The organism is Streptomyces sp. NPDC052114, assembly GCF_040680155.1.
GTDB lineage: Bacteria > Actinomycetota > Actinomycetes > Streptomycetales > Streptomycetaceae > Streptomyces.
The window spans coordinates 852,665-873,664 of record NZ_JBFAWC010000001.1 but is presented as its reverse complement, the minus strand read 5'-3'; the positions used below and the strand labels follow the sequence as shown (position 1 = coordinate 873,664).

16 protein-coding genes and 1 pseudogene are annotated in these 21,000 nt (G+C 72.4%); 13 read left to right on the top strand and 4 right to left on the bottom strand.

Annotation, left to right across the window (positions count from 1 at the left end):
* The first annotated feature begins 71 nt into the window (after positions 1-71).
* From AB0L89_RS03700 to AB0L89_RS03680, 5 genes are all read left to right on the top strand, one after another.
* Positions 72-575 (top strand): tetratricopeptide repeat protein, encoded by a 504-nt coding sequence (locus AB0L89_RS03700; RefSeq protein ID WP_365133600.1) that lies wholly within the window; start codon positions 72-74, stop codon positions 573-575.
* A 47-nt stretch (positions 576-622) separates the two neighbouring features.
* Positions 623-2,530, top strand: coding sequence for a hypothetical protein (locus AB0L89_RS03695; RefSeq protein WP_365133597.1), 1,908 nt, complete (start codon positions 623-625; stop codon positions 2,528-2,530).
* Positions 2,531-2,593: 63 nt separating this feature from the next.
* Positions 2,594-3,499 carry a metal-dependent hydrolase gene (locus AB0L89_RS03690; protein ID WP_365133594.1) on the top strand — a complete coding sequence of 302 codons (906 nt, stop codon included), beginning with the start codon at positions 2,594-2,596 and terminating at the stop codon, positions 3,497-3,499.
* Position 3,500: 1 nt separating this feature from the next.
* Positions 3,501-4,571 carry a PDR/VanB family oxidoreductase gene (locus tag AB0L89_RS03685; protein WP_365133591.1) on the top strand — a complete coding sequence of 357 codons (1,071 nt, stop codon included), beginning with the start codon at positions 3,501-3,503 and terminating at the stop codon, positions 4,569-4,571.
* 77 nt (positions 4,572-4,648) lie between these two features.
* A complete protein-coding gene (locus AB0L89_RS03680) occupies positions 4,649-5,362 on the top strand; it encodes a TetR/AcrR family transcriptional regulator (protein ID WP_365133589.1) in 714 nt (237 codons plus the stop codon).
* On the opposite strand, the gene AB0L89_RS03675 is transcribed toward AB0L89_RS03680, so the two are convergent.
* On the bottom strand, positions 5,335-5,697 hold the full coding sequence (locus tag AB0L89_RS03675; protein ID WP_365133586.1) for an isomerase: 363 nt from the start codon (positions 5,695-5,697) through the stop codon (positions 5,335-5,337). The genes AB0L89_RS03680 and AB0L89_RS03675 overlap by 28 nt on opposite strands.
* 51 nt (positions 5,698-5,748) lie before the next feature.
* Between AB0L89_RS03675 and AB0L89_RS03670 the strand changes: the two genes are divergently transcribed.
* Positions 5,749-6,276 carry a GNAT family N-acetyltransferase gene (locus tag AB0L89_RS03670; RefSeq protein ID WP_365133583.1) on the top strand — a complete coding sequence of 176 codons (528 nt, stop codon included), beginning with the start codon at positions 5,749-5,751 and terminating at the stop codon, positions 6,274-6,276.
* Here AB0L89_RS03670 and AB0L89_RS03665 read toward each other — a convergent pair.
* Positions 6,273-7,901 carry a fused response regulator/phosphatase gene (locus AB0L89_RS03665; RefSeq protein ID WP_365133580.1) on the bottom strand — a complete coding sequence of 543 codons (1,629 nt, stop codon included), beginning with the start codon at positions 7,899-7,901 and terminating at the stop codon, positions 6,273-6,275. The two genes, AB0L89_RS03670 and AB0L89_RS03665, sit on opposite strands and share 4 nt — an antisense overlap.
* A gap of 66 nt (positions 7,902-7,967) precedes the next feature.
* A pseudogene (pulA, locus tag AB0L89_RS03660) lies at positions 7,968-10,670 on the bottom strand (pullulanase-type alpha-1,6-glucosidase).
* A 173-nt stretch (positions 10,671-10,843) separates the two neighbouring features.
* Here pulA and AB0L89_RS03655 point away from each other — a divergent pair.
* The 7 genes from AB0L89_RS03655 (at position 10,844) to AB0L89_RS03625 (ending at position 19,296) form a co-directional block, all read left to right on the top strand.
* Complete coding sequence (locus tag AB0L89_RS03655; protein ID WP_365133577.1) at positions 10,844-12,283, top strand: alpha-amylase family protein; 1,440 nt, start codon at positions 10,844-10,846, stop codon at positions 12,281-12,283.
* Positions 12,284-12,415: 132 nt separating this feature from the next.
* Positions 12,416-13,708 carry an extracellular solute-binding protein gene (locus AB0L89_RS03650; protein ID WP_365133574.1) on the top strand — a complete coding sequence of 431 codons (1,293 nt, stop codon included), beginning with the start codon at positions 12,416-12,418 and terminating at the stop codon, positions 13,706-13,708.
* A 62-nt stretch (positions 13,709-13,770) separates the two neighbouring features.
* On the top strand, positions 13,771-14,649 hold the full coding sequence (locus tag AB0L89_RS03645) for a sugar ABC transporter permease (protein WP_365134005.1): 879 nt from the start codon (positions 13,771-13,773) through the stop codon (positions 14,647-14,649).
* Between the two features lie 14 nt (positions 14,650-14,663).
* Entirely contained in the window at positions 14,664-15,572 is a 909-nt protein-coding gene (locus tag AB0L89_RS03640) for a carbohydrate ABC transporter permease (protein ID WP_365133571.1), read from the top strand.
* A 44-nt stretch (positions 15,573-15,616) separates the two neighbouring features.
* Entirely contained in the window at positions 15,617-17,257 is a 1,641-nt protein-coding gene (locus AB0L89_RS03635; protein WP_365133568.1) for a glycoside hydrolase family 13 protein, read from the top strand.
* Between the two features lie 25 nt (positions 17,258-17,282).
* Complete coding sequence (locus tag AB0L89_RS03630) at positions 17,283-18,308, top strand: LacI family DNA-binding transcriptional regulator (protein ID WP_365133565.1); 1,026 nt, start codon at positions 17,283-17,285, stop codon at positions 18,306-18,308.
* Positions 18,309-18,414: 106 nt separating this feature from the next.
* Complete coding sequence (locus AB0L89_RS03625; protein WP_365133562.1) at positions 18,415-19,296, top strand: phosphatase PAP2 family protein; 882 nt, start codon at positions 18,415-18,417, stop codon at positions 19,294-19,296.
* Positions 19,297-19,394: 98 nt separating this feature from the next.
* Here AB0L89_RS03625 and AB0L89_RS03620 read toward each other — a convergent pair whose 3' ends face one another.
* Positions 19,395-20,975, bottom strand: coding sequence for an amidohydrolase (locus AB0L89_RS03620; protein ID WP_365133559.1), 1,581 nt, complete (start codon positions 20,973-20,975; stop codon positions 19,395-19,397).
* Positions 20,976-21,000 lie beyond the last annotated feature (25 nt).

The window sequence follows — 21,000 nt, the reverse complement described above, 5'->3', positions numbered from 1 at the left end:
AACGAGGGCACCCGCCCCGGCGCCGGGGAAAAAGGCGTGACGCACGAGGGCAGGGATGCAAAGGTGGCCGTATGAGTGATGAGTGGGAGGCGCGGGTCACCGCCGCGTGGGGGACGCTGGACGCCTACGGCGAGACCCGCGCCGAAGAGTTCCGCGCACTGATCGACCAGTTGGTCGCCGAGTTGAAGGACGACGACCCCGCCGGCCCCTTCGAGAGGGCCTGCGCCTTCGACTCCACCGGCCACTCGGACCTCGCCGTACCCCTGTACCGGGAAGCCCTCGCCAAGGGACTCCACGGGTACAGAAGGAGGCGCGCCCTCATCCAGCTCGCCAGCTCCCTGCGGAACGTGGGAAGGGCCGAGGAAGGCGTCAGCCTGCTGACGCCCGAACTGGACGCGCCCTCGGACGAGTTGGACGACGCCGTCCGCGCATGCCTCGCCCTCTGCCTCGCGGACCTCGGCCGCGAACGAGAGGGCCTCTCCCTGGTCCTCGGCGCCCTCGCCCCCCACCTGCCCCGCTACCAGCGCTCCATGGGCAACTACGCCCGCCTCCTCGTGGCACCCGACCCCGCATGAGGTGACCATCCGACGATTCGCTCGTTTTGCTGAACGTGTCGTCGAATGTGCAGTCTCCGTCCCAGTCCCCGAGCCCCAGCGACCCCGCTCCCGTCGACGTGGAGCAGGCCGAGGCCGCCCTCGTCGAGCACTACCCGCGGCTCGTCCGGCTGGCCTATCTCGTGCTGCCGCCGAGCCTCGGCCGCAACCGCCGGGTCCTGACCGCCCACGCCCTCACCCAGCGCGCCCTGCCGCGCGGCCGCACCTCGGTCGACGCGGTCGCCTTCCCGGCGCAGCGCGGCGCGGCGGGACGCCACGGCGACCCCGGCTACGGGTACGTACGCCTCAAGGTGCTGCGCGGCGCCCTCGACGCGGGGCTCCCCCTGAAGCGGCGGGCCTGGCCCAAGCGGGCCCAGCTGCCGCCGCTGCTGCCGCAGGTCCGGGGCCTGCGGCTCTTCCCCCGCTCGGGCGGCGCCGACGAGATCGCCCTGGACCAGCGGCTGTCCGCGCTCTCCGGCCCGGCCCGCGCGGCGTACGTGCTGCGGGGCCTCGAAGGTCTCGACGAGCACGGGACGCGCGCCGTGCTGTCCGCCGCCGGGTGCGCGAAGCCCGGCGCCGCCCTGGCCGAGGCCGACGGGATCGAGGCCCGCCACGACCTGCTCGCCTCCCCCGAGTTCGACCCCTGCTCCCTCCAGGCCAGGCCCACCGACCTGATGCGGCGCAGGCAGCACCTGCGGGCCGCGGGCGTCGCGGCCGCCGCCGCGCTGGTGTGCGGGGCGCTGCTCGGCCTGCCCGGCGACGGCTGGGGCCCGGACGGCGCCGCCGCTCCCCCGTACGCCCAGAACCCGGCCGGTCAGGCCGCCCTGGACCCGGGCAGGCTGACGACGGTCGCCGCCGGGAGCTGGAAGCGGTCCGCGCGCACCGATTTCTCCGCGTGGCCCGCGCGCGGCGGTCTCACCGGCGACAAGGCCCTGCTGCGCCGCGCCCTCGCCGTCTGGGCGCGGCCCGGCGAGTCGGTGCAGGTCTCGGCGACGCCCGGCACGGCCGCCGGGGCGCCGCCCGGTCCCGCCCAGCTGCTCTTCGCCGGTGACGTCGACGCCGCGCGCGTCGTGCTGCTCTACGACGGACTGCGCATCGTCCGCTACGCCGAGCCCCGCGAGGGCACGGGCGGCGCGGCCCTCGACTTCGCCCGTGTCGACGGCGCGACCGGCACCGAGGCCAACGCGGTCGTCCTGGACCGCGCCGACGGCAACATCCGCTATCTGACCGCGCCGTGGATCGCCTCCGCCGCGGTGCAGGACCTGTTGAAGCCCGCCGCGAAGGCCACCGCCCTGCGCCGCTCCGCGGACGGCGTCACCGACCCGTTCACCGGCCCCGCGCAGGACGGCCGGTGCACGTCGTGGAACGCGCTGCGGCTGCGCGACAACACGGGCGCCGCCCGTATGTCGACCGACCTCGGCGAGCTCATCCCCGCGCATCTGACCGCGGGCCGCCCGCAGGCGCCGCGCGAGGCCACGGCCGCGCAGTGGACGAAGTCCGCGTGCTCCCTGGCCGCGGTCCGCTCGCACGGCGTGCGGTCGGTGAACTCCTGGACGTACGCGCGGCAGGCGCTCCCCGAGGCCAACGGCACCGCCGACTGGGTCTGCACCCGCGCCGAGACCTGGCGGGGCGGCGGCAGCCGGGTCCTCGCCCAGTTCCAGACGGCCGAGGGGCCCGCGGGCGCCGTCGCCGCCAAGGCCGAGGACACCCCCGCGTGCGGCACCCGCGACCCGCGGGTCCTCGCGGGCGTCCTGTGGAAGTCCCGCGGCGGCAACTGGTACCTCCTGGGCGCGGGCAGCAAGGACGTCACCGCGATCACCGCCTCCGGCGGGGAGCGCGCGGCGGGCAACCTCCTCGCGGCCAGGACCGAGCGGACCGCGCGGGCGCGGCTGAGCGGCGAGCTGGCCGACGGCGGAAAGCTGGCGACGCTGCGGTGACCGGCAGAAGTTCCCCGCGCAGACCCCTGTACCCCCCGGGCTACCCCTCAGTACATTGACGCCATGTCTAATACGCAGAACCGGGTGCCCCAGCCCGTCGCGTCCGAGCACATACCGCTCAAGGCACGCAACGTCTCCTTCTCCTGGGAGAAGACCCCGCTCCACTGGCTCCCGAACGACCCCTTCACCACGCACACCATCAACGTGCTGCATCTGCTGCTGCCCGCCGGTGAGCGCTGGTTCGTGCACGTCTACAAGCAGGTGCTGCCGCACATCCGCGACGAGCGGCTGCGCGAGGACGTCATCGGGTTCATCGGCCAGGAGGCCATGCACTCGCAGGCCCACGACGAGGTCCTGCCGCACCTCAAGGAGCAGGGGCTCGACCCGACGCCGTACACCGCGCAGGTCGACTGGCTCTTCGAGAAGCTGCTCGGCGACCGGACGCTGCCGCCGGGAAGGGCACGCCACTGGTGGCTGATGGAGCGCGTCGCGATCATCGCGGCCATCGAGCACTACACCGCCTTCCTCGGCAACTGGGTGCTCAACGCCGACGAGCTGGACCGCAGGGGCGCCGACCCCACGATGCTGGACCTGCTGCGCTGGCACGGCGCGGAGGAGGTCGAGCACCGCTCCGTCGCCTTCGAGCTGTTCATGCACGTCGACGGCGGCTACCGGCGCCGGGCGAGGACCTGGGCGACCGCGTTCTCCGCGCTGGTGTTCCTGTGGCAGCGCGGGGCCCGGTTCTTCATGGAGAACGACCCGACGCTCGTCGACGGCAGGGCGAGCTTCAAGGACTTCTACCGCAGCGGCCGCGCCGGGACCCTGCCCGCCACCGGCGACATGATCCGGTCCATCCCCCGCTATCTGAGCCGGAGTTACCACCCCTCGCAGGAAGGCAGCACGGAGCAGGCCATCGCCTACCTCGCCTCCTCGCCCGCCGCCCTCGCCGCCGAGAAGGGGACCGCCTGACATGCCCCGCATCCGCACCGTCGCCCTCGCCGCGGGCGCCGCCCTGCTCGCCCGGCGCGCCCTGCGCCGCCGCATCGGGGCCTCGCCGCTGTGGCCGCTGCCCGCCCTGGAGGAGCCCATCTCCGGGCAGCCCCGCACCCGGGCGCTGCGGCTGCGCGTGGCCCGGCACGAACGCGTCGCCGACGGCGTCGTCCAACTGCGCCTGGAGGGCGAGAACCTGCCCGCGTGGGAGCCCGGAGCCCACCTCGACCTGGTGCTGCCCTCGGGGCTCGTGCGGCAGTACTCGCTGTGCGGCGACCCCGAGGACGCGTCCTCGTACACCGTCGCCACCCGTCTGATCGCCGAGGAGCTGGGCGGCAGGGGCGGTTCGCGCGAGGTGCACGAGCGGCTCGCGGCGGGCGCCGAGGTCGAGGTGCGCGGGCCGCGCAACCGCTTCCCCCTCGCCGACGCGGCGTCGTACGTCTTCGTGGCCGGCGGCATCGGGATCACGCCGATCCTGCCGATGCTGCGGGCCGTCGAGGCCTCGGGCGCCGACTGGCGGCTGCTGTACGGCGGGCGTTCGCGGGCCTCGATGCCCTTCCTCGAAGAGGTCGAGAAGCTCGGCGGCGCACAGGGCGGGCGGGTCACCGTCGTCGCCGAGGACGAGGACGGGCTGCCCGACCTGGCCGCCTTCCTGGACGGGACGCCGCGCGGCGCCGCGGTCCACGTGTGCGGCCCCGAGGCCCTGATGGACGCCGTCGGCGCCGCACTGCCCGAGGGCTGCTCGCTGCACCTGGAACGTTTCGCGCCACGCGCCGCCACCGACGGCGACGCGGCCTTCGAGGTCGAACTGCGGCGCAGCGGACGCACGGTGGCCGTCGCCGCGGACAGCACGGTGCTCGCCGCGGTCCGTGCCGAGCTGCCGAACACCGCGTACTCCTGCGAGCAGGGCTTCTGCGGCACGTGCCAACAGCGCGTCCTGGAAGGGGAGATCGACCACCGCGACGAGCTGCTCACGGACGAGGAGCGGGGCACCTCGATGCTCATCTGTGTGTCGCGGGCGCGCGGCGAGCGGCTCGTGCTCGACATGTGAGACCGGGGCGGGGCACCCGCGGGGTCCGTGCGGGACCGGCTCTCCGGCGGGCCGGTTCTGCTCGGTAAGGTGTTCGCATGACGACCGGGGTGCGCCGCAGGATGGGTGTCGAGGAGCGGCGGCAGCAGTTGATCGGGGTCGCGCTCGACCTGTTCAGCCACCGCTCGCCCGACGATGTCTCCATCGACGAGATAGCAGCGGCCGCGGGCATCTCGCGCCCGCTGGTCTACCACTACTTCCCCGGCAAACTCAGCCTGTACGAGGCGGCGTTGCGCCGGGCGGCCGACGATCTGGCCGGGCGGTTCGTGGAGCCGCGCGAAGGGCCGCCCGGGGCGCGGCTGTTGCGGGTGATGGGCCGCTTCTTCTCCTTCGTCGACGAGCACGGGCCCGGTTTCTCCGCGCTGATGCGGGGCGGCCCGGCGGTCGGCTCGTCGACGACGAACGCGCTGGTCGACTCGGTGCGGCAGGCGGCGTACGAACAGGTCCTCATCCAGTTGGGCGTGACCGACCCGCCGCCGCGGCTCGAACTGGTCGTGCGGTCCTGGATCTCGCTCGCCGAGTCCACGGCGCTGATCTGGCTGGACGGGCGCAAAGTGCCGCGCGCGGAGCTGGAGTTGCAGCTCGTGCACGACTTCGCGGCACTGGCCGCGGTGAGCGCCGCCCATGACGAGGAGATGGCCGCGCTGCTGCGCGACGTCCTCGCCGAGGAGCCGCCCGACGGTCTGTTCGCCCAGCTGATCGGGCGGCTCGCCGCGCTGGCGCCTCAGGACTGGGGCACCGACTTGAGGTAGGAGGCGTCCAGGTCGCGGATCTCGGCCGAGGCGTGCACCTTGATGCCGTCGGCGGGCTCCAGGTACGTGTGCAGGAGGTCGAGGACGGCGGCCGTCGTCCGCGCCTTGGTCCGGTCCGAACGGCCGGGCAGCAGCCCGATCATGACGTGGACGATGCCGTCGTCGCCCGTTCCGTCGCCCACCACGCCGTCCTCGGTCCGCACGAACCGGGTCTTGCAGGCGCCCGGCGTGGCCTCGGCCAGGTCGGCGAGCAGCGCGGGCAGGGCCAGCGCGAAGCCCTTGCGGTCGAAGGTGCCGGCGAGCTGCTCGGAATAGTCGACGGTGATCTGCGGCATGGGCCACCCCTTCTCGATGCGGATGTCATGGACACCTTTACGGTGATCACCATGACGGCACAACTCTCCATCCGCAGGGCCGGCCCCGGCGACACGACCACTCTCGCGGGGCTCTACGACGACGCGGCCCGCTGGATGCTGGCGCGCGGCATCGACCAGTGGCAGCCGGGCGGCAAGGACGAGCGGCACTTCGGACGGCTGATCGACTCGGCCGTGGAGGAGGTGTGGCTCGCGCACGAGGGGGACGAGGTCGCCGGGGCGTACGAGGTGTGGTGGGACGACGAGCCGGCGTGGGGGCCGCAGCCGCCCGTCGCGGGCTATGTGCACCGCCTGATGGTGCGGCGCGGGGCGCGTCCCGGCACCGGGCGGGAGATGCTCGCGCGCGCCGAGCGGCGGATCGCGGAGGCGGGGCGTGCGCTGTGCCGCCTGGACTGCGTGTCGTCGAATCCGCGGCTGCGCGCGTACTACGAGGAGGCCGGGTACGCGCTCGCCGGCGAGCTGCCGGGGAAGGTCGCCGCGGACGGCAGCACGTACGGTGTGCTGCTGCTGGAGAAGCCGCTGGGCAGGGAACGGGCCTAGCCGGTCAGGCGCAGCGCGAGCAGCGCGATGTCGTCGCCCCGGTCGTGCCCGAAGCACGCGAGCAGCGTGTCGCACAGGGCGGCGGCACCGGGCGGCGCGCCGGCGGCGATGCCGCGCAGGTGCTCCATCGAGTGGGCCAGGTCGGTGCCGCGGGTCTCGATGAGCCCGTCGGTGACCATGACGAGCCGGTCGGTGGGGACGAGGACCGTCTCGGTGGGCGGCGGCCTGTCGAGGCCGAGGCCGAGCAGCGGGCCGCGCGCGGGGAGGTAGGCGGCGGTGCCGTCGTGGGCGACGACGAGCGGCGGGATGTGGCCGGCGTTGGCGACGCGGGTGCGGCCGGTGGCCGGGTCGACGAGGGCCAGGCAGAGGGTGGCCGTCACCTCGGGGTGGTAGAGCTGGAGCATCCTGTCGAGGCGCCCGGCGAGTGTCCTCGGGTCGGACTCCTCGACGCAGTAGGCGCGCAGGGCGTGCCGGATCTCGACCATCACGGTGGCCGCCTCCAGGGAGTGGCCGACGACGTCGCCGATGGCGGTGAGAACGCCCTGCGGGGTGGGGATCGCGGCGTAGAAGTCGCCGCCGATCTCCGTGTCGCGGGAGGCGGGTTCGTAGCGCACGACGATCTCCGTGCCGGGCACCTGCGGCACGTGCGTGGGCAGGAAGCTGCGCTGGAGGGTCAGGGCGATGTGGCGTTCCATCTCGTACAGGAGCAGGCGCTCCGCGGCGTGGGCGGTGGCGTGGGCGAGCCGCTCCACCAGACGCCCGACGTCGGGCAGGAACCCCCGGTCGTACGCGGGGGTGGCCAGGCACACGGGTGCCGTCCCCTCGTGGGCGCGGGCCAGGACGAGCCGGGCGCCGTCGGGGAGTCCGGTGCCGCCGGGCCGCTCGGCCGGGAAGAAGCCGGGCGGCCACAGCGGGGCGGGCACGTCGATGCCGCGCACGCCGACGCGGCCCGCCATGGTGCGCTGTATCAGGCGGGCGACCGCCTCGTGCGCGCCGTCGTCGGGCAGCGAGGCGGTGGCTCTGCGCCGGGACAGGCCCCGGTGCAGTTCTCCGTCGGCGCTGAGGACGAACGCGGCGGCGGGGCCGTAGGTGAGGCGTCCGGCGCCCGCCGCGGCGGCGTCGACCAGTTCGCGCGGGCAGCGGGCCGACTGGACGGAGAGGATGGTCTCGGCGAGCTGCGTCAGGTGTCCGGCCTGCGCCTCGGCGTCGCTGCGGTGGCGGGCTCCGCGCGCCGCGGCGCGTACGACGGCCTGGATCTCCTCGGGTTCGGCGGGCACCGTCAGATAGGCCTCGCCGCCCGCGTCGAGGCCGAGGCACCGGTCGGCGGGAGCTATCCGGGCGGCCGAGAAGTGCACGACGGGCAGGGCGGCGGTCGGCGGGGACTCCTTGAGGCGGCGGCACAGTTCGAAGCCGCTCATGTCGGGCAGGCCGACGTCGACGAGCGCGACGTCGGGGAGTTCGCCGGAGCGTCCGCGCACGTCGAGTTCGACGAGGGCCTCGCCGGCGCTGGCCACGAGGACGACGCGGTGGCCGTCCCTGCGCAGGACCGCGCCCAGCGCGTATCGGCTGGCGGCGACGTCGTCGACCACCAGGATCGTGGTGGCTGCCTTGCCGTTGGCACTCACGCGGGGCCGCCCCTCTGGGGCTGGTGGGACAGACCCCCCTCGGGCCTGCCCGACCAAGTTAGCGCTCTATCGGACGCTCCGGGAGAACACGGCGACGGTCCGACCGGGAACGGTGAAGATCCCGGAACTCTGCTCGTAAGCAGCGGACTTGACGATAGGATCTGCGCCCTTCCGTTGCTCCGGATGCAAGTGGTACGGGGTTCCGCTTACCGCCTCGACCCGCTGTTCCCGGCTCTCCGGGGTGGCGTTGACGATCACCACGAGGTCGCCGAGCCGCATGGTGACGACACCGGGCGTCTCGTCCGGTCCCGACAGGGGGAAGCTCAGCGTCCGCTGCACGTCGGCCGCCGTGCGCCGACTGAAGGCGGGTTCGGTCGTACGGATCCTCAGCAGGTCCCGGTAGGCGGCCGAGGCCGCCTCGATGTCCGCGCAGCCGACCCGTACGGACGTCAGCAGCGGTTTCGCGTAGGGCCACTTGTCCTTGTTGTCGGCGGCCGGGGGCAGACCGCGCCCGAAGCCGTTGCCGTCACGGCAGTCCCAGTGCAGGGCGTTGAACCAGTCGCCGCTGTCGTAGGAGTTGCGGTCCAGGGACTTGGAGCGCAGCCGGTCGGTGCCGGCCTGGGAGAGCGCGGGCCCCTGGGAGAGCGCGGCCGTGGCCATCGCGAGGACCTGCATCCGCGCACGGGCCGCCGGGGTGGTCGACTCGGGGAGCTTGAAGGCGAGGGCGTCGAAGAGGGTCTCGTTGTCGTGGGCGTCGGCGTAGGCGAGGGCGTCACCGGGCGCGGCCGCGTAGCCGGCGGGCGCGCCGTTGTAGTCGACGTCGGAGCCCTTGACCGTGCGGCCCGAGGAGTCGGTGAAGGTGTAGTCGGCGAGGTTGCCGGTGAGGCCGACCTTGATGAGGTCCTGGTAGTGCAGGAGCCGGGCCCGCTGCTGGGCCGGGGTGCCGTTGGCCGACGAGGAGTTGGGGTCGGTGTACAGGCCGCTGGCGAAGCCCTGGACGCCCGGGTCCTCGTCGAAGGGGCCGCCGCCGCGCACCGCGTCGCGGGCCCGGTCGGAGAAGGTGGCGATGCCGGTGCCCGCCATGTTCTTCTGGGTGGCCTGGACGAAGCGGGCGTCGTCGGCGATCTCGCCGAAGTTCCAGCCCTCGCCGTAGAGGATGATCCGCTTGCCGTCGACGCCGTCCTTCTTCGGGGTCAGGGCGTCCAGGGCCGTGCGGACGGCGAGGATGTTGGCCTTGGGGTGGTGGCCCATCAGGTCGAAGCGGAAGCCGTCGACCTTGTACTGCTTCGCTCAGGTGACCAGGGAGTCGACGACGAGCTTGCCCATCATGGCGTTCTCCGGCGCGGTGTTCGCGCAGCAGGTGGAGTTCGCGACGCTGCCGTCGGCGAGGAGGCGCTGGTAGTAGCCGGGCACGATCCGGTCGAGGACGGACTTCGCGTCCTGGCCGCTCGCCGCCGTGTGGTTGTAGACGACGTCCATGACGACGCGCAGGCCCTCGCCGTTGAGCGCCTTGACCATCTTCCGGAACTCGACGGTGCGCCGGGTCCCTTCGGGGTCGGTGGCGTACGACCCCTCGGGCACCGTGTAGTGGAAGGGGTCGTAGCCCCAGTTGTACGCGTCGTCGGCGGCGACGGCCGCCACGCACTCCTGCTGCTTCGCAGAGTCCGCGGGGTGGGCGGCGAGATCGCAGTCGGGGCTCTTTTGGTCCTTCGCACGCTCGGGGATGGTCGCGATGTCGAAGGCGGGCAGCAGGTGGACGTACGAGGTCCCGGCCCGCGCGAGCTTCTTGAGGTGGCGTGTGCCCTTGCTGCGGGCGTCGGTGAAGGCGAGGTAGGTGCCGCGGTGGCGGGCCTTCGCCGTGCGGTCGGACGCGGAGAAGTCGCGGATGTGGAGTTCCTGGATCTGCGCGTCGCGCAGCGGCACGGCCTTCGGTTTCTTCAGCGTCGACCACCCCTTGGGGGCCAGGGACTTGGCGTCGAGGTCGACGACGACGCTGTGGGTGGAGTCGGCGGTCAGGGCGAGCGAGTAGGGGTCGGTGACCGTGTTGGTGACGACGGCGCGGGCGCTCGGGGACCAGACCTTCACGACGTACCGGTAGGGCTTGCCGGTCCAGCGCGCGGGGCCGGTGGCGGACCAGACGCCGCTGGTGTCGTCGCGCCGCATCGGCAGGCGCTCGCCGTCGAGTTCGAGGGCGACGGAGTGGGCGGTGGGCGCCCAGACGGAGAGCGTGGGGCGGCCGTCGCGGTACACCGGGCCGAGGGCGGCCCGGGTGGCGCGCCCGGCGTAGAGGTCGTCGAGGACGCCCTGGGTCTGGACGCCGGTGGCGGTGACGAGCGTGCCGTCGGAGGTCTGCTGGGTGAGGACGACCTGGCCGGTGAGGGCGTCGGCGGCGCAGTGCCGGTCGCGGGCGTCCACCGCGTAGGCCGTGTACGCGGCCAGGTGCGGGAACTTCTTCCGCTGGGGGGCGGAGAGGCCGCCGGGGATCCGGTGGAGGCGCAACTCCTGCCCGCCGCCCGCCAGTTCTCCGTCGCGCACGGCGAGCCTGCCGTCCCGGTCGGCGACGAGCCGGGTGGTGGCCGCCTCGCCCGCGTCGCGCCGGACGGCGACGGTGGCGCGGTCGATCCACTGGGCGGTCGACTTCGTCAGGTCGACCGGATCGCCGTCGTCCGGGGGTGCCGCCCCGGCCGGTATCGCGACGAAGAGGGCCGCGACGAGCGCGAGGACGATGCCGGTGACCGCCACGGTGCGGTGCCTGAACTCCTGGGCCATGACCGGGGAACGTACCGTCAACTCCACCTTGCAGCAAGACATTGCAAGAATTTCCAGTCCACGCATTGACGGGGCCTCATCCGCCCCTCCAGGCTCACCGGGACACGCAACTTGGTCCGGACGGAGCGGAGTTCTCCGTCGCCCCCCACCGTGAAACCCCAAGGAGCCGCAGCATGTCGATACCCCCGCGACCACGACCACGCCGCCGCCGCGCCGCGCGCCTGCTCGTGGCGGGCGCCCTCGCCCTCGGCGGCGTCGCCGCCCTCCCCACGGCGTCCGCGCAGGCCGCCGACACCGGCGTCCCCAACGGCGACACGATCGCCAACCTCTGGGAGTGGAACTGGACGTCGGTCGCCGCCGAGTGCACCGACGTCCTCGACCCGGCCGGCTACGGCGCCGTCCAGGTCTCCCCGCCCGCCGAGTCCCTGAAGGCCGAGGGCCTCGAATGGTGGGACGTCTACCAGCCCTACTCGTACGGCCTGACCAGCCGCTTCGGCACGGAGAAGCAGTTCGAGGAGATGGTCGCCACCTGCCACGGCGCGGGCATCGAGGTGTACGTCGACGCGGTGATCAACCACACCTCGGCGCAGCCCGGCACCGGCTACGGCGGCACACGGATCACCAACAAGTACGACACCCCGGACTGGGACCCGGGCGACTTCCACCAGGCGGACGACTGCAAGGACGAGGACCTGACGATCGACGACTGGTCGAACCTCGCCGAGGTCCAGAACTGCGAGCTGCTCGGCCTGCCCGACCTGGAGACGGAGGAGGAGGGCGTCCGCAAGAAGATCGCCGGGTATCTCAACAGGCTCACCGGCATCGGCGTCGACGGCTACCGCATCGACGCGGCCAAGCACATCCCGGCGGCCGACCTCGCCGCCATCGAGGGGTACCTGGAGCCGACCTCCTCCGGCGGCAAGCCCTACGTCTTCCAGGAGGTGTACCCCGGCGCGACCCCCGCCCCCGGCGACTACACCGGCACGGGCGACGTCCTGGACTTCACGTACGCGAGCAAGCTGAAGGACCAGTTCAAGGGCGACATCTCCCACCTGGAGACGTTCGGCGAGAGCTGGGGCCTGCTGCCCGAGGACAAGTCGGCGACGTTCGTGACCAACCACGACACCGACCGCAACGGCTACACGCTGGGCCTCAAGGACGGCGCGGTCACCACGCTCGCCACCGTCTTCCAGCTGGGCCGCGGCTACGGCACGCCGTCCGTCTACGCCAGCTTCACCTGGTCCGACGCCGACGGCGCCCCGCCGAACGCGGACGGCGCCGTCACCGACACCGACTGCGCGGCCGGCTGGTCCTGCCTCGACCGGGATGCGGCGGTCAAGGGAGCGGTGGCCTTCCACAACGCCACCGACGGCGCGGAGTACACGAACTTCCAGGCCAAGTCGGGTGACGTCATCGGCTTCAGCCGGGGCGACAAGGGCTTCATGGCCCTGAACAACTCCTCCGCGGAGGCGACGTACACCTTCGCGACGAACCTCGCGGACGGGACGTACGAGAACGTGCTCGACGGCGGCGCGAGCAGCGTGACGGTGTCCGGCGGATCGGCCGAGATCACCGTGCCCGCGATGGGCGCGGTGGCGATCCACCGCCCGTAGCCGCGGCGAAGTCACGCAGAAAGTGCCCTGCAAGGTCTTTCGCAAGACCTTGCAGGGCTGTTAGCTTCCTGCCAGCCCGGCGGCCGTCGAAGGGACGGACGGCACAGCGGGTCCATCCCTCAGGAGTTCACTATGCGACGTGGCATATCGATCGCCGCCGCGGTCACCGCTCTCGCGCTCGGCGCCACCGCCTGCGGCAGCAGCGACGAAGGCTCGACCGGCAACGCGAAGTCCGCCAAGGACATCTCGGGTTCCCTCACGTACTGGGACACCTCGGACGCCACGACCGAGGCGCCGGTCTACAAGAAGCTGATCGCCGACTTCGAGAAGAAGTACCCGAAGGTCGAGGTCGACTACGAGAACGTCGAGTTCGCCTCGATCGAGCAGAAGTTCAAGTCCGCGGCCAAGACCGGCAAGGGCGCCCCCGACGTGATGCGCGCCGACGTCGGCCTGATCCCCGAGTACGCCTCGCTGCACTACATCGCCCCGCTGGACGGCACCCTCGCCCTCAAGGGCGGCACGGACGACTTCACCGAGGGCCCGCTGGACACCACGAAGTACCAGGGCAAGACGTACGGCGTCCCGTCGGTCACCGACACCCTCGGGATCCTCTACAACAAGAAGCTCTTCAAGAAGGCCGGCATCGAGAAGGCGCCCACCACCTGGGACGAGTTCATCGAGACGTCGAAGACCATCAAGAAGAAGACCGGCGTCGAGGGGACCTACCTCAACCCCGACTCCTACTTCCTGCTGCCCTTCCTCTACGGCGAGGGCACCGACCTGGCCGACACGAAGTCGAAGAAGATCACGATCAACTCGCCGGAGGCCGTCAAGGCCGTCACCACGGCGAAGAAGGTCTACGACCAGGCGTCCGCGAAGGTCGACTTCGCCAACTCCTACGACAACATGCAGACCTCGTTCAAGAACGGCGAGGTCGCCATGTTGATCCAGGGCCCCTGGTCGGTCACCGACGACCTCTCGGGCAAGGCCTTCAAGGGCGACGAGTCCAACCTGGGCTTCGCCCCGGTCCCGGCCGGCTCCACCGGCAAGCCGCAGGCCCCCACCGGCGGCCACGACCTCACCGTCTACCAGGGCTCCAAGAACCTGGACGCCGCCTACCTCTTCACCCAGTTCATGACCACCTCGCAGAGCCAGCAGAAGATCGCCGCCGAGACCGCGACGCTGCCGACCCGCGAGTCCGCGTACACGCCCGAGGTCCTCAAGGACCCGCGCATCAAGGGCTTCCACCCGATCATGAAGAGCGCCCGGCCGCGCGTCGCGCTCCCGCAGGTCGGCAGCCTCTTCACGCCGCTCGTGCAGCAGTACACGAAGATCCTCCAGGGTGACATCTCCGTGCAGTCCGGCCTGGACGCGGCAGCCAAGGACTTCAAGAAGCTGCTGCCCGGCTACACCATCGGCGGCTGAGGCGAGCTGACGTGATCACCGCACTTCGCCGCTCCTGGCAGAAGTACTGGTACGCCTGGGCGATGGTGGCTCCGGTCACCATCGTCCTCGCGGTACTGGTCCTGTATCCGCTGGGCTACGGCTTCTACCTCTCCCTGACCAACGCCAACGAGGCGAACGTGGCGCGCGACATCGGCGCCTTCCACGCCCCCGCGACGTACGAGATGGTCGGGCTCGACAACTACTGGTCGGTCCTCTCCGGCGCGGACGGCGACTTCTACCCGCGCCTGATCTGGACGGTCGTCTGGACCGTGTCGTGCGTCGCCCTGCACATCGCCATCGGCATGGGCCTGGCGCTGCTGCTCAACCGCAGGATGCGCGCCAAGCTGCTCTACCGCGCCCTGCTGATCCTGCCGTGGGCGGTCCCCGCCTTCGTCGGCGTCTTCGCCTGGCGCCTGATGCTCAACTCGCAGTACGGCGTCTTCAACGACATGATCACGGCGGTCGGCCTGCCCGCCCAGAACTGGCTGGCCACCCCGCTCGCCCAGAAGACCGCCGTCATCATGGTCAACGTCTGGATCGGCGTCCCCTTCAACATGGTGGCGCTCCTCGGCGGGCTCCAGTCCATCCCCAAGGAGCTGTACGAGGCCGCCGAGATGGACGGCGCCTCGCCCTGGCAGCGGTTCGTGAACGTCACCCTGCCCGGCCTGCGCCCGGTCACCAACACCGTGGTCCTGCTCGGCTGCATCTGGACGTTCAACATGTTCGCGGTGATCTACCTGCTGCTCGGCCAGAACACCACCGGTGAGGCGGACATCCTCGTGACCTTCGCGTTCCGCAAGGCGTTCACCGGAGTGTCCGACTACTCCGGCGCAGCCACCTACGGAATCGTGATCCTCGCCCTCCTCCTCGCCTTCTCGACCTTCTACCGCCGCCGCCAGCTCAAGACCGAGCAGGCCTGAGGGGGCCCGCCACCATGACCTCAGCAACCACCCACTCCCCGGCCTCCGTCGCGGCCCCGGCCGCGGCGAAGGCGCCGCGCGCCAAGAAGGTGCGCCGCCGCGAGGAGCGCTCGACGCTCGCCTCGGTCGCCCTGCACGGCACCCTGATCCTGGCGAGCGTGATCGCCGCGTTCCCCGTCGTGTGGATCGTCTTCATCTCGCTCGGCCCGAAGACCGCCTGGCAGAGCCCCGGCGAGGTGCTCGACGGGCTGAGCCTCGACAACTACGCCAAGGTCCTCACCGACACCGACTTCCCGCAGTGGTTCGGCGCCTCGGTGATCGTCGCGGGCGGCACCACGGTGCTCGGCGTCTTCCTCGCGGCGAGCGCGGGCTACGCGGTCTCCCGGATGCGCTTCCCCGGCCACAAGCAGCTGATGTGGTCCTTCCTGGTCACCCAGATGTTCCCGATGGCCGTCCTGATCGTGCCGCTGTACGAACTCCTGGCCCGCTTCGACCTGATCGACAACTACCTGGGGCTCATCCTCACGTACGCGACGACCGCGGTCCCCTTCTGCGCCTGGATGATGAAGGGCTACTTCGACACCATCCCGCACGAGATCGACGAGGCGGGACGGGTCGACGGCCTCACCCCGTTCGGCACGTTCTGGCGGCTCATCGTGCCGCTCGCCAAGCCCGGCCTCGCGGTCACCGCCTTCTACAGCTTCCTCACCGCCTGGGGCGAGGTCGCCTACGCCTCCCAGTTCATGGGCGCCGACCACTACACCCTCGCCGTCGGCATCCGCACGTTCGCCACCGAGTCCCGCGCCGACTGGGCCATGATGACCGCCGCCTCGGTGATCATCCTGATCCCGGCGACCCTCGTGTTCCTCCTGGTCCAGCGCAACCTGGTGTCGGGCCTGACGGCCGGCGGCACCAAGTCCTGACGCCTCTCACGTCCTTGTAACTCCCCGCACTCCTAAGGGACTTCATGACCCAGCACGTCACCGCCGCGCCCGCCGCCACCGACTCCGCGCCCGTCCGGGAGTGGTGGCGCGACGCGGTCATCTACCAGGTCTACCCGCGCAGCTTCGCCGACGGGAACGGCGACGGCATGGGCGACCTGCCCGGCATCACCGCCCGCCTGCCGCACCTGCGCGACCTGGGCGTCGACGCCGTCTGGCTCTCCCCCTTCTACTCCTCGCCGCAGGCCGACGCGGGCTACGACGTGGCGGACTACCGCGCCGTCGACCCGATGTTCGGCACCCTCACCGACGCCGACGACCTGGTGCGCGAGGCGCACTCGCTGGGCCTGCGCGTCATCGTCGACGTCGTGCCCAACCACTGCTCCGACCAGCACGAGTGGTTCAAGCAGGCGCTGCGCGAGGGCCCCGGATCGCCGCTGCGCGAGCGCTTCCACTTCCGCGCGGGCCGGGGCGCGGAGGGCGAACTGCCGCCCAACGACTGGGAGTCCATCTTCGGCGGCCCCGCCTGGACCCGCGTCGAGGACGGCGAGTGGTACCTCCACCTCTTCGCGCCCGAGCAGCCCGACTTCAACTGGGAGCACCCCGCCGTCCACGACGAGTTCCGCTCCGTCCTGCGCTTCTGGCTGGACCTCGGCATCGACGGCTTCCGCATCGACGTCGCGCACGGCCTGGTCAAGGCCCCGGGCCTGCCCGACATCGGCCACGACGAGCAGGTCAAGCTGCTCGGCAGCCAGGCCGTGCCGTACTTCGACCAGGACGGCGTGCACGAGATCTACCGCGACTGGCGCAGGATCCTCGCGGAGTACGGCCCCGACCGCATCGCCGTCGCCGAGGCCTGGACGCCCACCGTCGAGCGCAGCGCCCTGTACCTGCGCCCCGACGAGCTGCACCAGGCCTTCAACTTCGAGTACCTGACCACCGACTGGGACGCCGCGGCGCTGCGTGCCGTCATCGACCGCTCCCTGACCGCGATGAACGCCGTCGGGGCGCCCGCGACCTGGGTGCTCTCCAACCACGACGTCGTCCGCCACTCCACCCGCTTCGCCGGCGGCGACGAGGCCCGCGGGCTGCGCCGGGCCCGCGCCGCCTCCCTGCTGATGCTGGCGCTGCCCGGCTCCGCCTACCTCTACCAGGGCGAGGAGCTCGGCCTGCCCGAGGTCACCGACCTGCCGGACGAGGTGCGCCAGGACCCGGCGTTCTTCCGCTCCGCCGGGCAGGACGGCACGCGCGACGGCTGCCGGGTGCCGCTGCCGTGGTCCGGGGAGCGCGCGCCGTTCGGCTTCGGTCCCGCCGAGGGCGGCCCGAGCTGGCTGCCGCAGCCGGCGGACTGGAAGGACCTGTCGGTGGCGGCGCAGACCGGCGACCCGACGTCGACGCTGGAGTTCTACCGCTCCGCGCTCGCCGTGCGCCGTACGCACCCGGCGCTCGGCGCGGGCCACGACCTCGCCTGGCTGCCCGCCCCCGAGGGCGTGCTCGCCTTCCGCCGCACCACCGCCGAGGGCTCCTTCGTCTGCACGGTCAACCTCACCGCGCGTCCCGTCGCCCTGCCCACCCCCGGCACCCTGCTCCTCGCGAGCGCGGACGTCGCGCCCGGCACCGCCGAGACGGAGCTCCCGGCCGATTCAACGGTCTGGTGGGCAGCCTGAGATGCGACCGGTACAGTCCAATCCTGTGACCGCACGGCTAGCCGACATCGCAGCCCAGGCGGGGGTCAGCGAAGCGACAGTAAGCCGCGTGCTCAACGGCAAGCCGGGCGTCGCCGCGGCCACCCGCCAGTCCGTGCTCGCCGCGCTCGACGTACTCGGCTACGAACGCCCGGTGCGGCTGCGCCGGCGCAGCGCGGGCCTCGTCGGGCTGATCACCCCGGAGCTGGAGAACCCGATATTCCCCGCGCTCGCGCAGGTCATCGGGCAGGCCCTGACCCGCCAGGGGTACACGCCGGTGCTCGCCACGCAGACCCCGGGCGGCTCCACGGAGGACGAGCTGACCGAGATGCTGGTGGACCGGGGCGTCGCCGGGATCATCTTCGTCTCGGGTCTGCACGCGGACACCTCCGCGGACATGCAGCGCTATGAGCAGCTGCGCGCCCAGGGGGTGCCCTTCGTCCTGGTGGACGGCTTCTCGCCGAAGGTGCAGGCGCCGTTCATCTCGCCCGACGACCGCGCGGCGATGCGCCTCGCGGTCACCCACCTCGTCTCGCTCGGTCATACGCGCATCGGGCTGGCCCTCGGCCCGAAGCGGTTCGTGCCGGTACAGCGGAAGATCGAGGGGTTCGTACGCACGATGCAGGACCAGCTGGACCTCTCGCCGCACGAGATCGAGGCGGATCTGGTCCAGCACTCCCTCTACACGCTGGAGGGCGGCCAGGCCGCGGCCTCGGCGCTGATGGACCGGGGCTGTACGGCGATCGCGTGCGCCAGCGACATGATGGCGCTCGGGGCGATACGGGCGGCACGGCAGCGGGGCCTGGAGGTGCCGGACGACGTCTCGGTGGTCGGCTTCGACGACTCCCCGCTGATCGCGTTCACCGATCCGCCGCTGACCACGGTGCGCAAGCCGGTGCCCGCGATGGGGCAGGCGGCGGTGCGGACCCTCCTGGAGGAGGTCGGCGGCACCCCCGCGCCGCAGAGCGAATTCGTCTTCATGCCGGAGCTGGTCGTTCGAGGTTCAACCGCTTCCGCGCCCCGGCGCCCCTAGGGGCTTCTCGGGGTCGGGGACTCGTTCCTGCGGCGTAGGGAATGCGCCCCGAACCCGACCAAGGGATGATCGGGCGAGGGGTGGGGATCTGGCAGACTCTGTCCCTATGGGTGAGACGACCGTGACGACAATCGAGGGCCGGCAAGGGCCCGCCGCATCACCCATCGCGGGCGAGCAGGACGACCGCCATGGGCACGGTGCACCGCGGCTCCTGCAGCGGCTGCGCACGCCCCGCCGTCCCCGGCTGTGGTTCGAGATCCTGCTGATCGCGGTGAGTTACTGGACGTACTCCCTGATCCGCAACGCCGTGCCGGAGCAGAAGGCGCAGGCGCTGCGCAACGCCGACTGGATCTGGCGCGTCGAGCACGACCTGGGCATCGCCGTCGAGAAGAGCGTCAACCACGCCGTGGACTCGGTGACATGGCTCATCGTCGGCATGAACTACTACTACGCGACGCTGCACTTCGTGGTGACGCTCGGTGTCCTGGTGTGGCTGTTCCGCAAGCATCCCGGGCGGTACGCGGCCACGCGCCTGGTCCTCTTCGCGACGACGGCGGTGGCCCTGGTCGGCTACTACCTGTATCCGCTGGCCCCGCCGCGGCTGATGAACGGCACCCAGTTCATCGACACGGTCGTCGTCCACAACACCTGGGGCTCGATGGCCTCGGGCGACCTGAAGAACATGTCGAACCAGTACGCGGCGATGCCGTCGATGCACATCGGCTGGTCCCTGTGGTGCGGCCTGACGATCTTCGCCCTGGCGTCGGTGCCGTGGGTGAAGGTGCTCGGCCTGCTCTACCCCACGGCGACCCTCGTCGTGATCGTGGCGACCGCCAACCACTTCTGGCTGGACGCCGTGGGCGGCATGATCTGCCTGGCCTTCGGCTTCGCGGTGGCCCGCCTCTGGTACGGCTCGATGCCGTACGCGCTGCCGCGCGAGGTGGCGGTGAAGGGCGACGCGGGGTCGCTGTCGCCTCTCAAGGCATAGCCACGACGCCTTCGAGGGGCCGCACCGGGGCATCCGGTGCGGCCCCTTTCGCGTGCGTGGGCCCTTTCCACGTGCGTCGGGCCCCGCTCGTACGTACCTCAGGCCCCGCGGTGCGTGATCCGGCCTCCGGCGACCGTGAGACGGACCGGCGCCTGCGCCACCTCGTCCGCCGGTGCCTCCACCGGGTCGAGGGCGAAGGCCGTGAGGTCGGCCCGGTACCCGGGGGCGATCCGCCCGGCCACGTCCGCCTCGCCCGCGGCCACCGCGGCGTGCGTCGTGCACCCCTCCAGCGCCATGAGCCCCGTCAGCCCCTGCGCGGGCCCCGCCGCCCCGCGCGGGCTCCGGGCCGTCGCGAGGACCTGACGCACGTCGTGGTGCGCGATCGGCCAGTCCGAGCCGAGGGCCACGTACGCCCCGGCGTCCCGCAGGTCCCGCATGCGCCAGGCCCGGCCCGCGCGGGCGTCGCCGAGCCGCCTGGACCACTCGTCGCTGTGGTCGGCCCGCGTGTACGCGGTGTGCGGCGGCTGCATCGAGGCGATGACGCCCAGCTCGGCGAAGCGCGGCACCGTGTCGTCCGGCACGGTCTCGATGTGCTCGACGCGGTGCGCCAGGCGGCCGCCGGGGCCCAGGGACGCCACGGTGTCGAGGACGTGCCGCACGGCCGCGTCCCCGATCGCGTGGGTCGCCGTCCGCACCCCGGCCGCGTGCAGGTGGCGCACGGCGTCCGCGTACGCCTGAGGGTCCGGCCAGAAGGCCTCGGTGCCCTGGCCGTGGCAGTCCGCGTGCTCCAGCCAGGCCGTGCCGCCCTCGACGGTGCCGTCCATGAAGAACTTGGCGCCGCCGACCCGCCACAGCCGCCCCGCCGCCGACTGCAGGGCGACGATCCCGTCGAGCCCGTCCCGCCCGGTGCCGGGCATGCACCAGGGCGCGAGCCGCAGCCGCAGCGGCAGGTCCCCGTCCTCCTCGACCGAGGCGAGCAGCTCCGGTACGTCGCCGCCGCCCATGTCCATGACGTGGGCGCCGGTCAGTCCGGTGGCCGCCATCGCGGAGAGCAGCTCGACCAGGCGGGCGCGCCGCTCGGCGTACGGGGGCCGGGGCAGCACGGCCTGGACGAGGTCCATGGCGGCGTGCTCGACGAGGTGGCCGGTGAGGCGCCCGTCCGCGTCGCAGACGACGGTGGAGCGCTGGGCGAACGCGCGCGGCCCGGTGATCCCGGCGGCGCTCAGCGCGGCACCGCTGGCCAGGGCGGAGTGCCCGTCGTAGAGGCGGAGGAAGGCGGGCGCGCCGTCGAGGACGTCCTCGACGAGCACCCGGTCGACGGGCCGCCCGCCGAAGACGTTGTGGTCGAGCCCCCAGCCGGTCACCCAGCCCCCGGTCCGTGCGGCGCCGCGCAGCGCGCCCCGCAGCGCGTCGAGGTCGCGCACGGCGGTCAGGTCGAGGCCGGTGGCCATCTCCAGGCCCCACACCGGGTGGCTGTGGGAGTCGACGAGGCCGGGCGTGAGGGTGGCGCCCCTCAGGTCGATCCGCTCGGTGCCGGGACCGCTCAGATCGCGTACGTCGGCGGGGTCGCCGACGGCGACGATCACTCCGTCGCGGACGGCGACCGCGGTGGCGACGGGCCGGTCGGGGTCGAGGGTGCGGACGTGGGCGCCGGTGAGGAGGAGGTCGGCTGCGGGCACGGGGAGGGCTCCGTTCGGGTGGGGC

Excerpts from the sequence above, each read along its gene's own strand:
- AB0L89_RS03700 (WP_365133600.1), top strand. The coding sequence starts at position 72 with ATGAGTGATGAGTGGGAGGCGCGGGTCACCGCCGCGTGGGGGACGCTG.
- AB0L89_RS03690 (WP_365133594.1), top strand. The coding sequence starts at position 2,594 with ATGTCTAATACGCAGAACCGGGTGCCCCAGCCCGTCGCGTCCGAGCAC.
- AB0L89_RS03685 (WP_365133591.1), top strand. The coding sequence starts at position 3,501 with ATGCCCCGCATCCGCACCGTCGCCCTCGCCGCGGGCGCCGCCCTGCTC.
- AB0L89_RS03680 (WP_365133589.1), top strand. The coding sequence starts at position 4,649 with ATGACGACCGGGGTGCGCCGCAGGATGGGTGTCGAGGAGCGGCGGCAG.
- AB0L89_RS03675 (WP_365133586.1), bottom strand. The coding sequence starts at position 5,697 with ATGCCGCAGATCACCGTCGACTATTCCGAGCAGCTCGCCGGCACCTTC.
- AB0L89_RS03670 (WP_365133583.1), top strand. The coding sequence starts at position 5,749 with ATGACGGCACAACTCTCCATCCGCAGGGCCGGCCCCGGCGACACGACC.
- AB0L89_RS03655 (WP_365133577.1), top strand. The coding sequence starts at position 10,844 with ATGTCGATACCCCCGCGACCACGACCACGCCGCCGCCGCGCCGCGCGC.
- AB0L89_RS03650 (WP_365133574.1), top strand. The coding sequence starts at position 12,416 with ATGCGACGTGGCATATCGATCGCCGCCGCGGTCACCGCTCTCGCGCTC.
- AB0L89_RS03645 (WP_365134005.1), top strand. The coding sequence starts at position 13,771 with ATGGTGGCTCCGGTCACCATCGTCCTCGCGGTACTGGTCCTGTATCCG.
- AB0L89_RS03640 (WP_365133571.1), top strand. The coding sequence starts at position 14,664 with ATGACCTCAGCAACCACCCACTCCCCGGCCTCCGTCGCGGCCCCGGCC.
- AB0L89_RS03635 (WP_365133568.1), top strand. The coding sequence starts at position 15,617 with ATGACCCAGCACGTCACCGCCGCGCCCGCCGCCACCGACTCCGCGCCC.
- AB0L89_RS03625 (WP_365133562.1), top strand. The coding sequence starts at position 18,415 with ATGGGTGAGACGACCGTGACGACAATCGAGGGCCGGCAAGGGCCCGCC.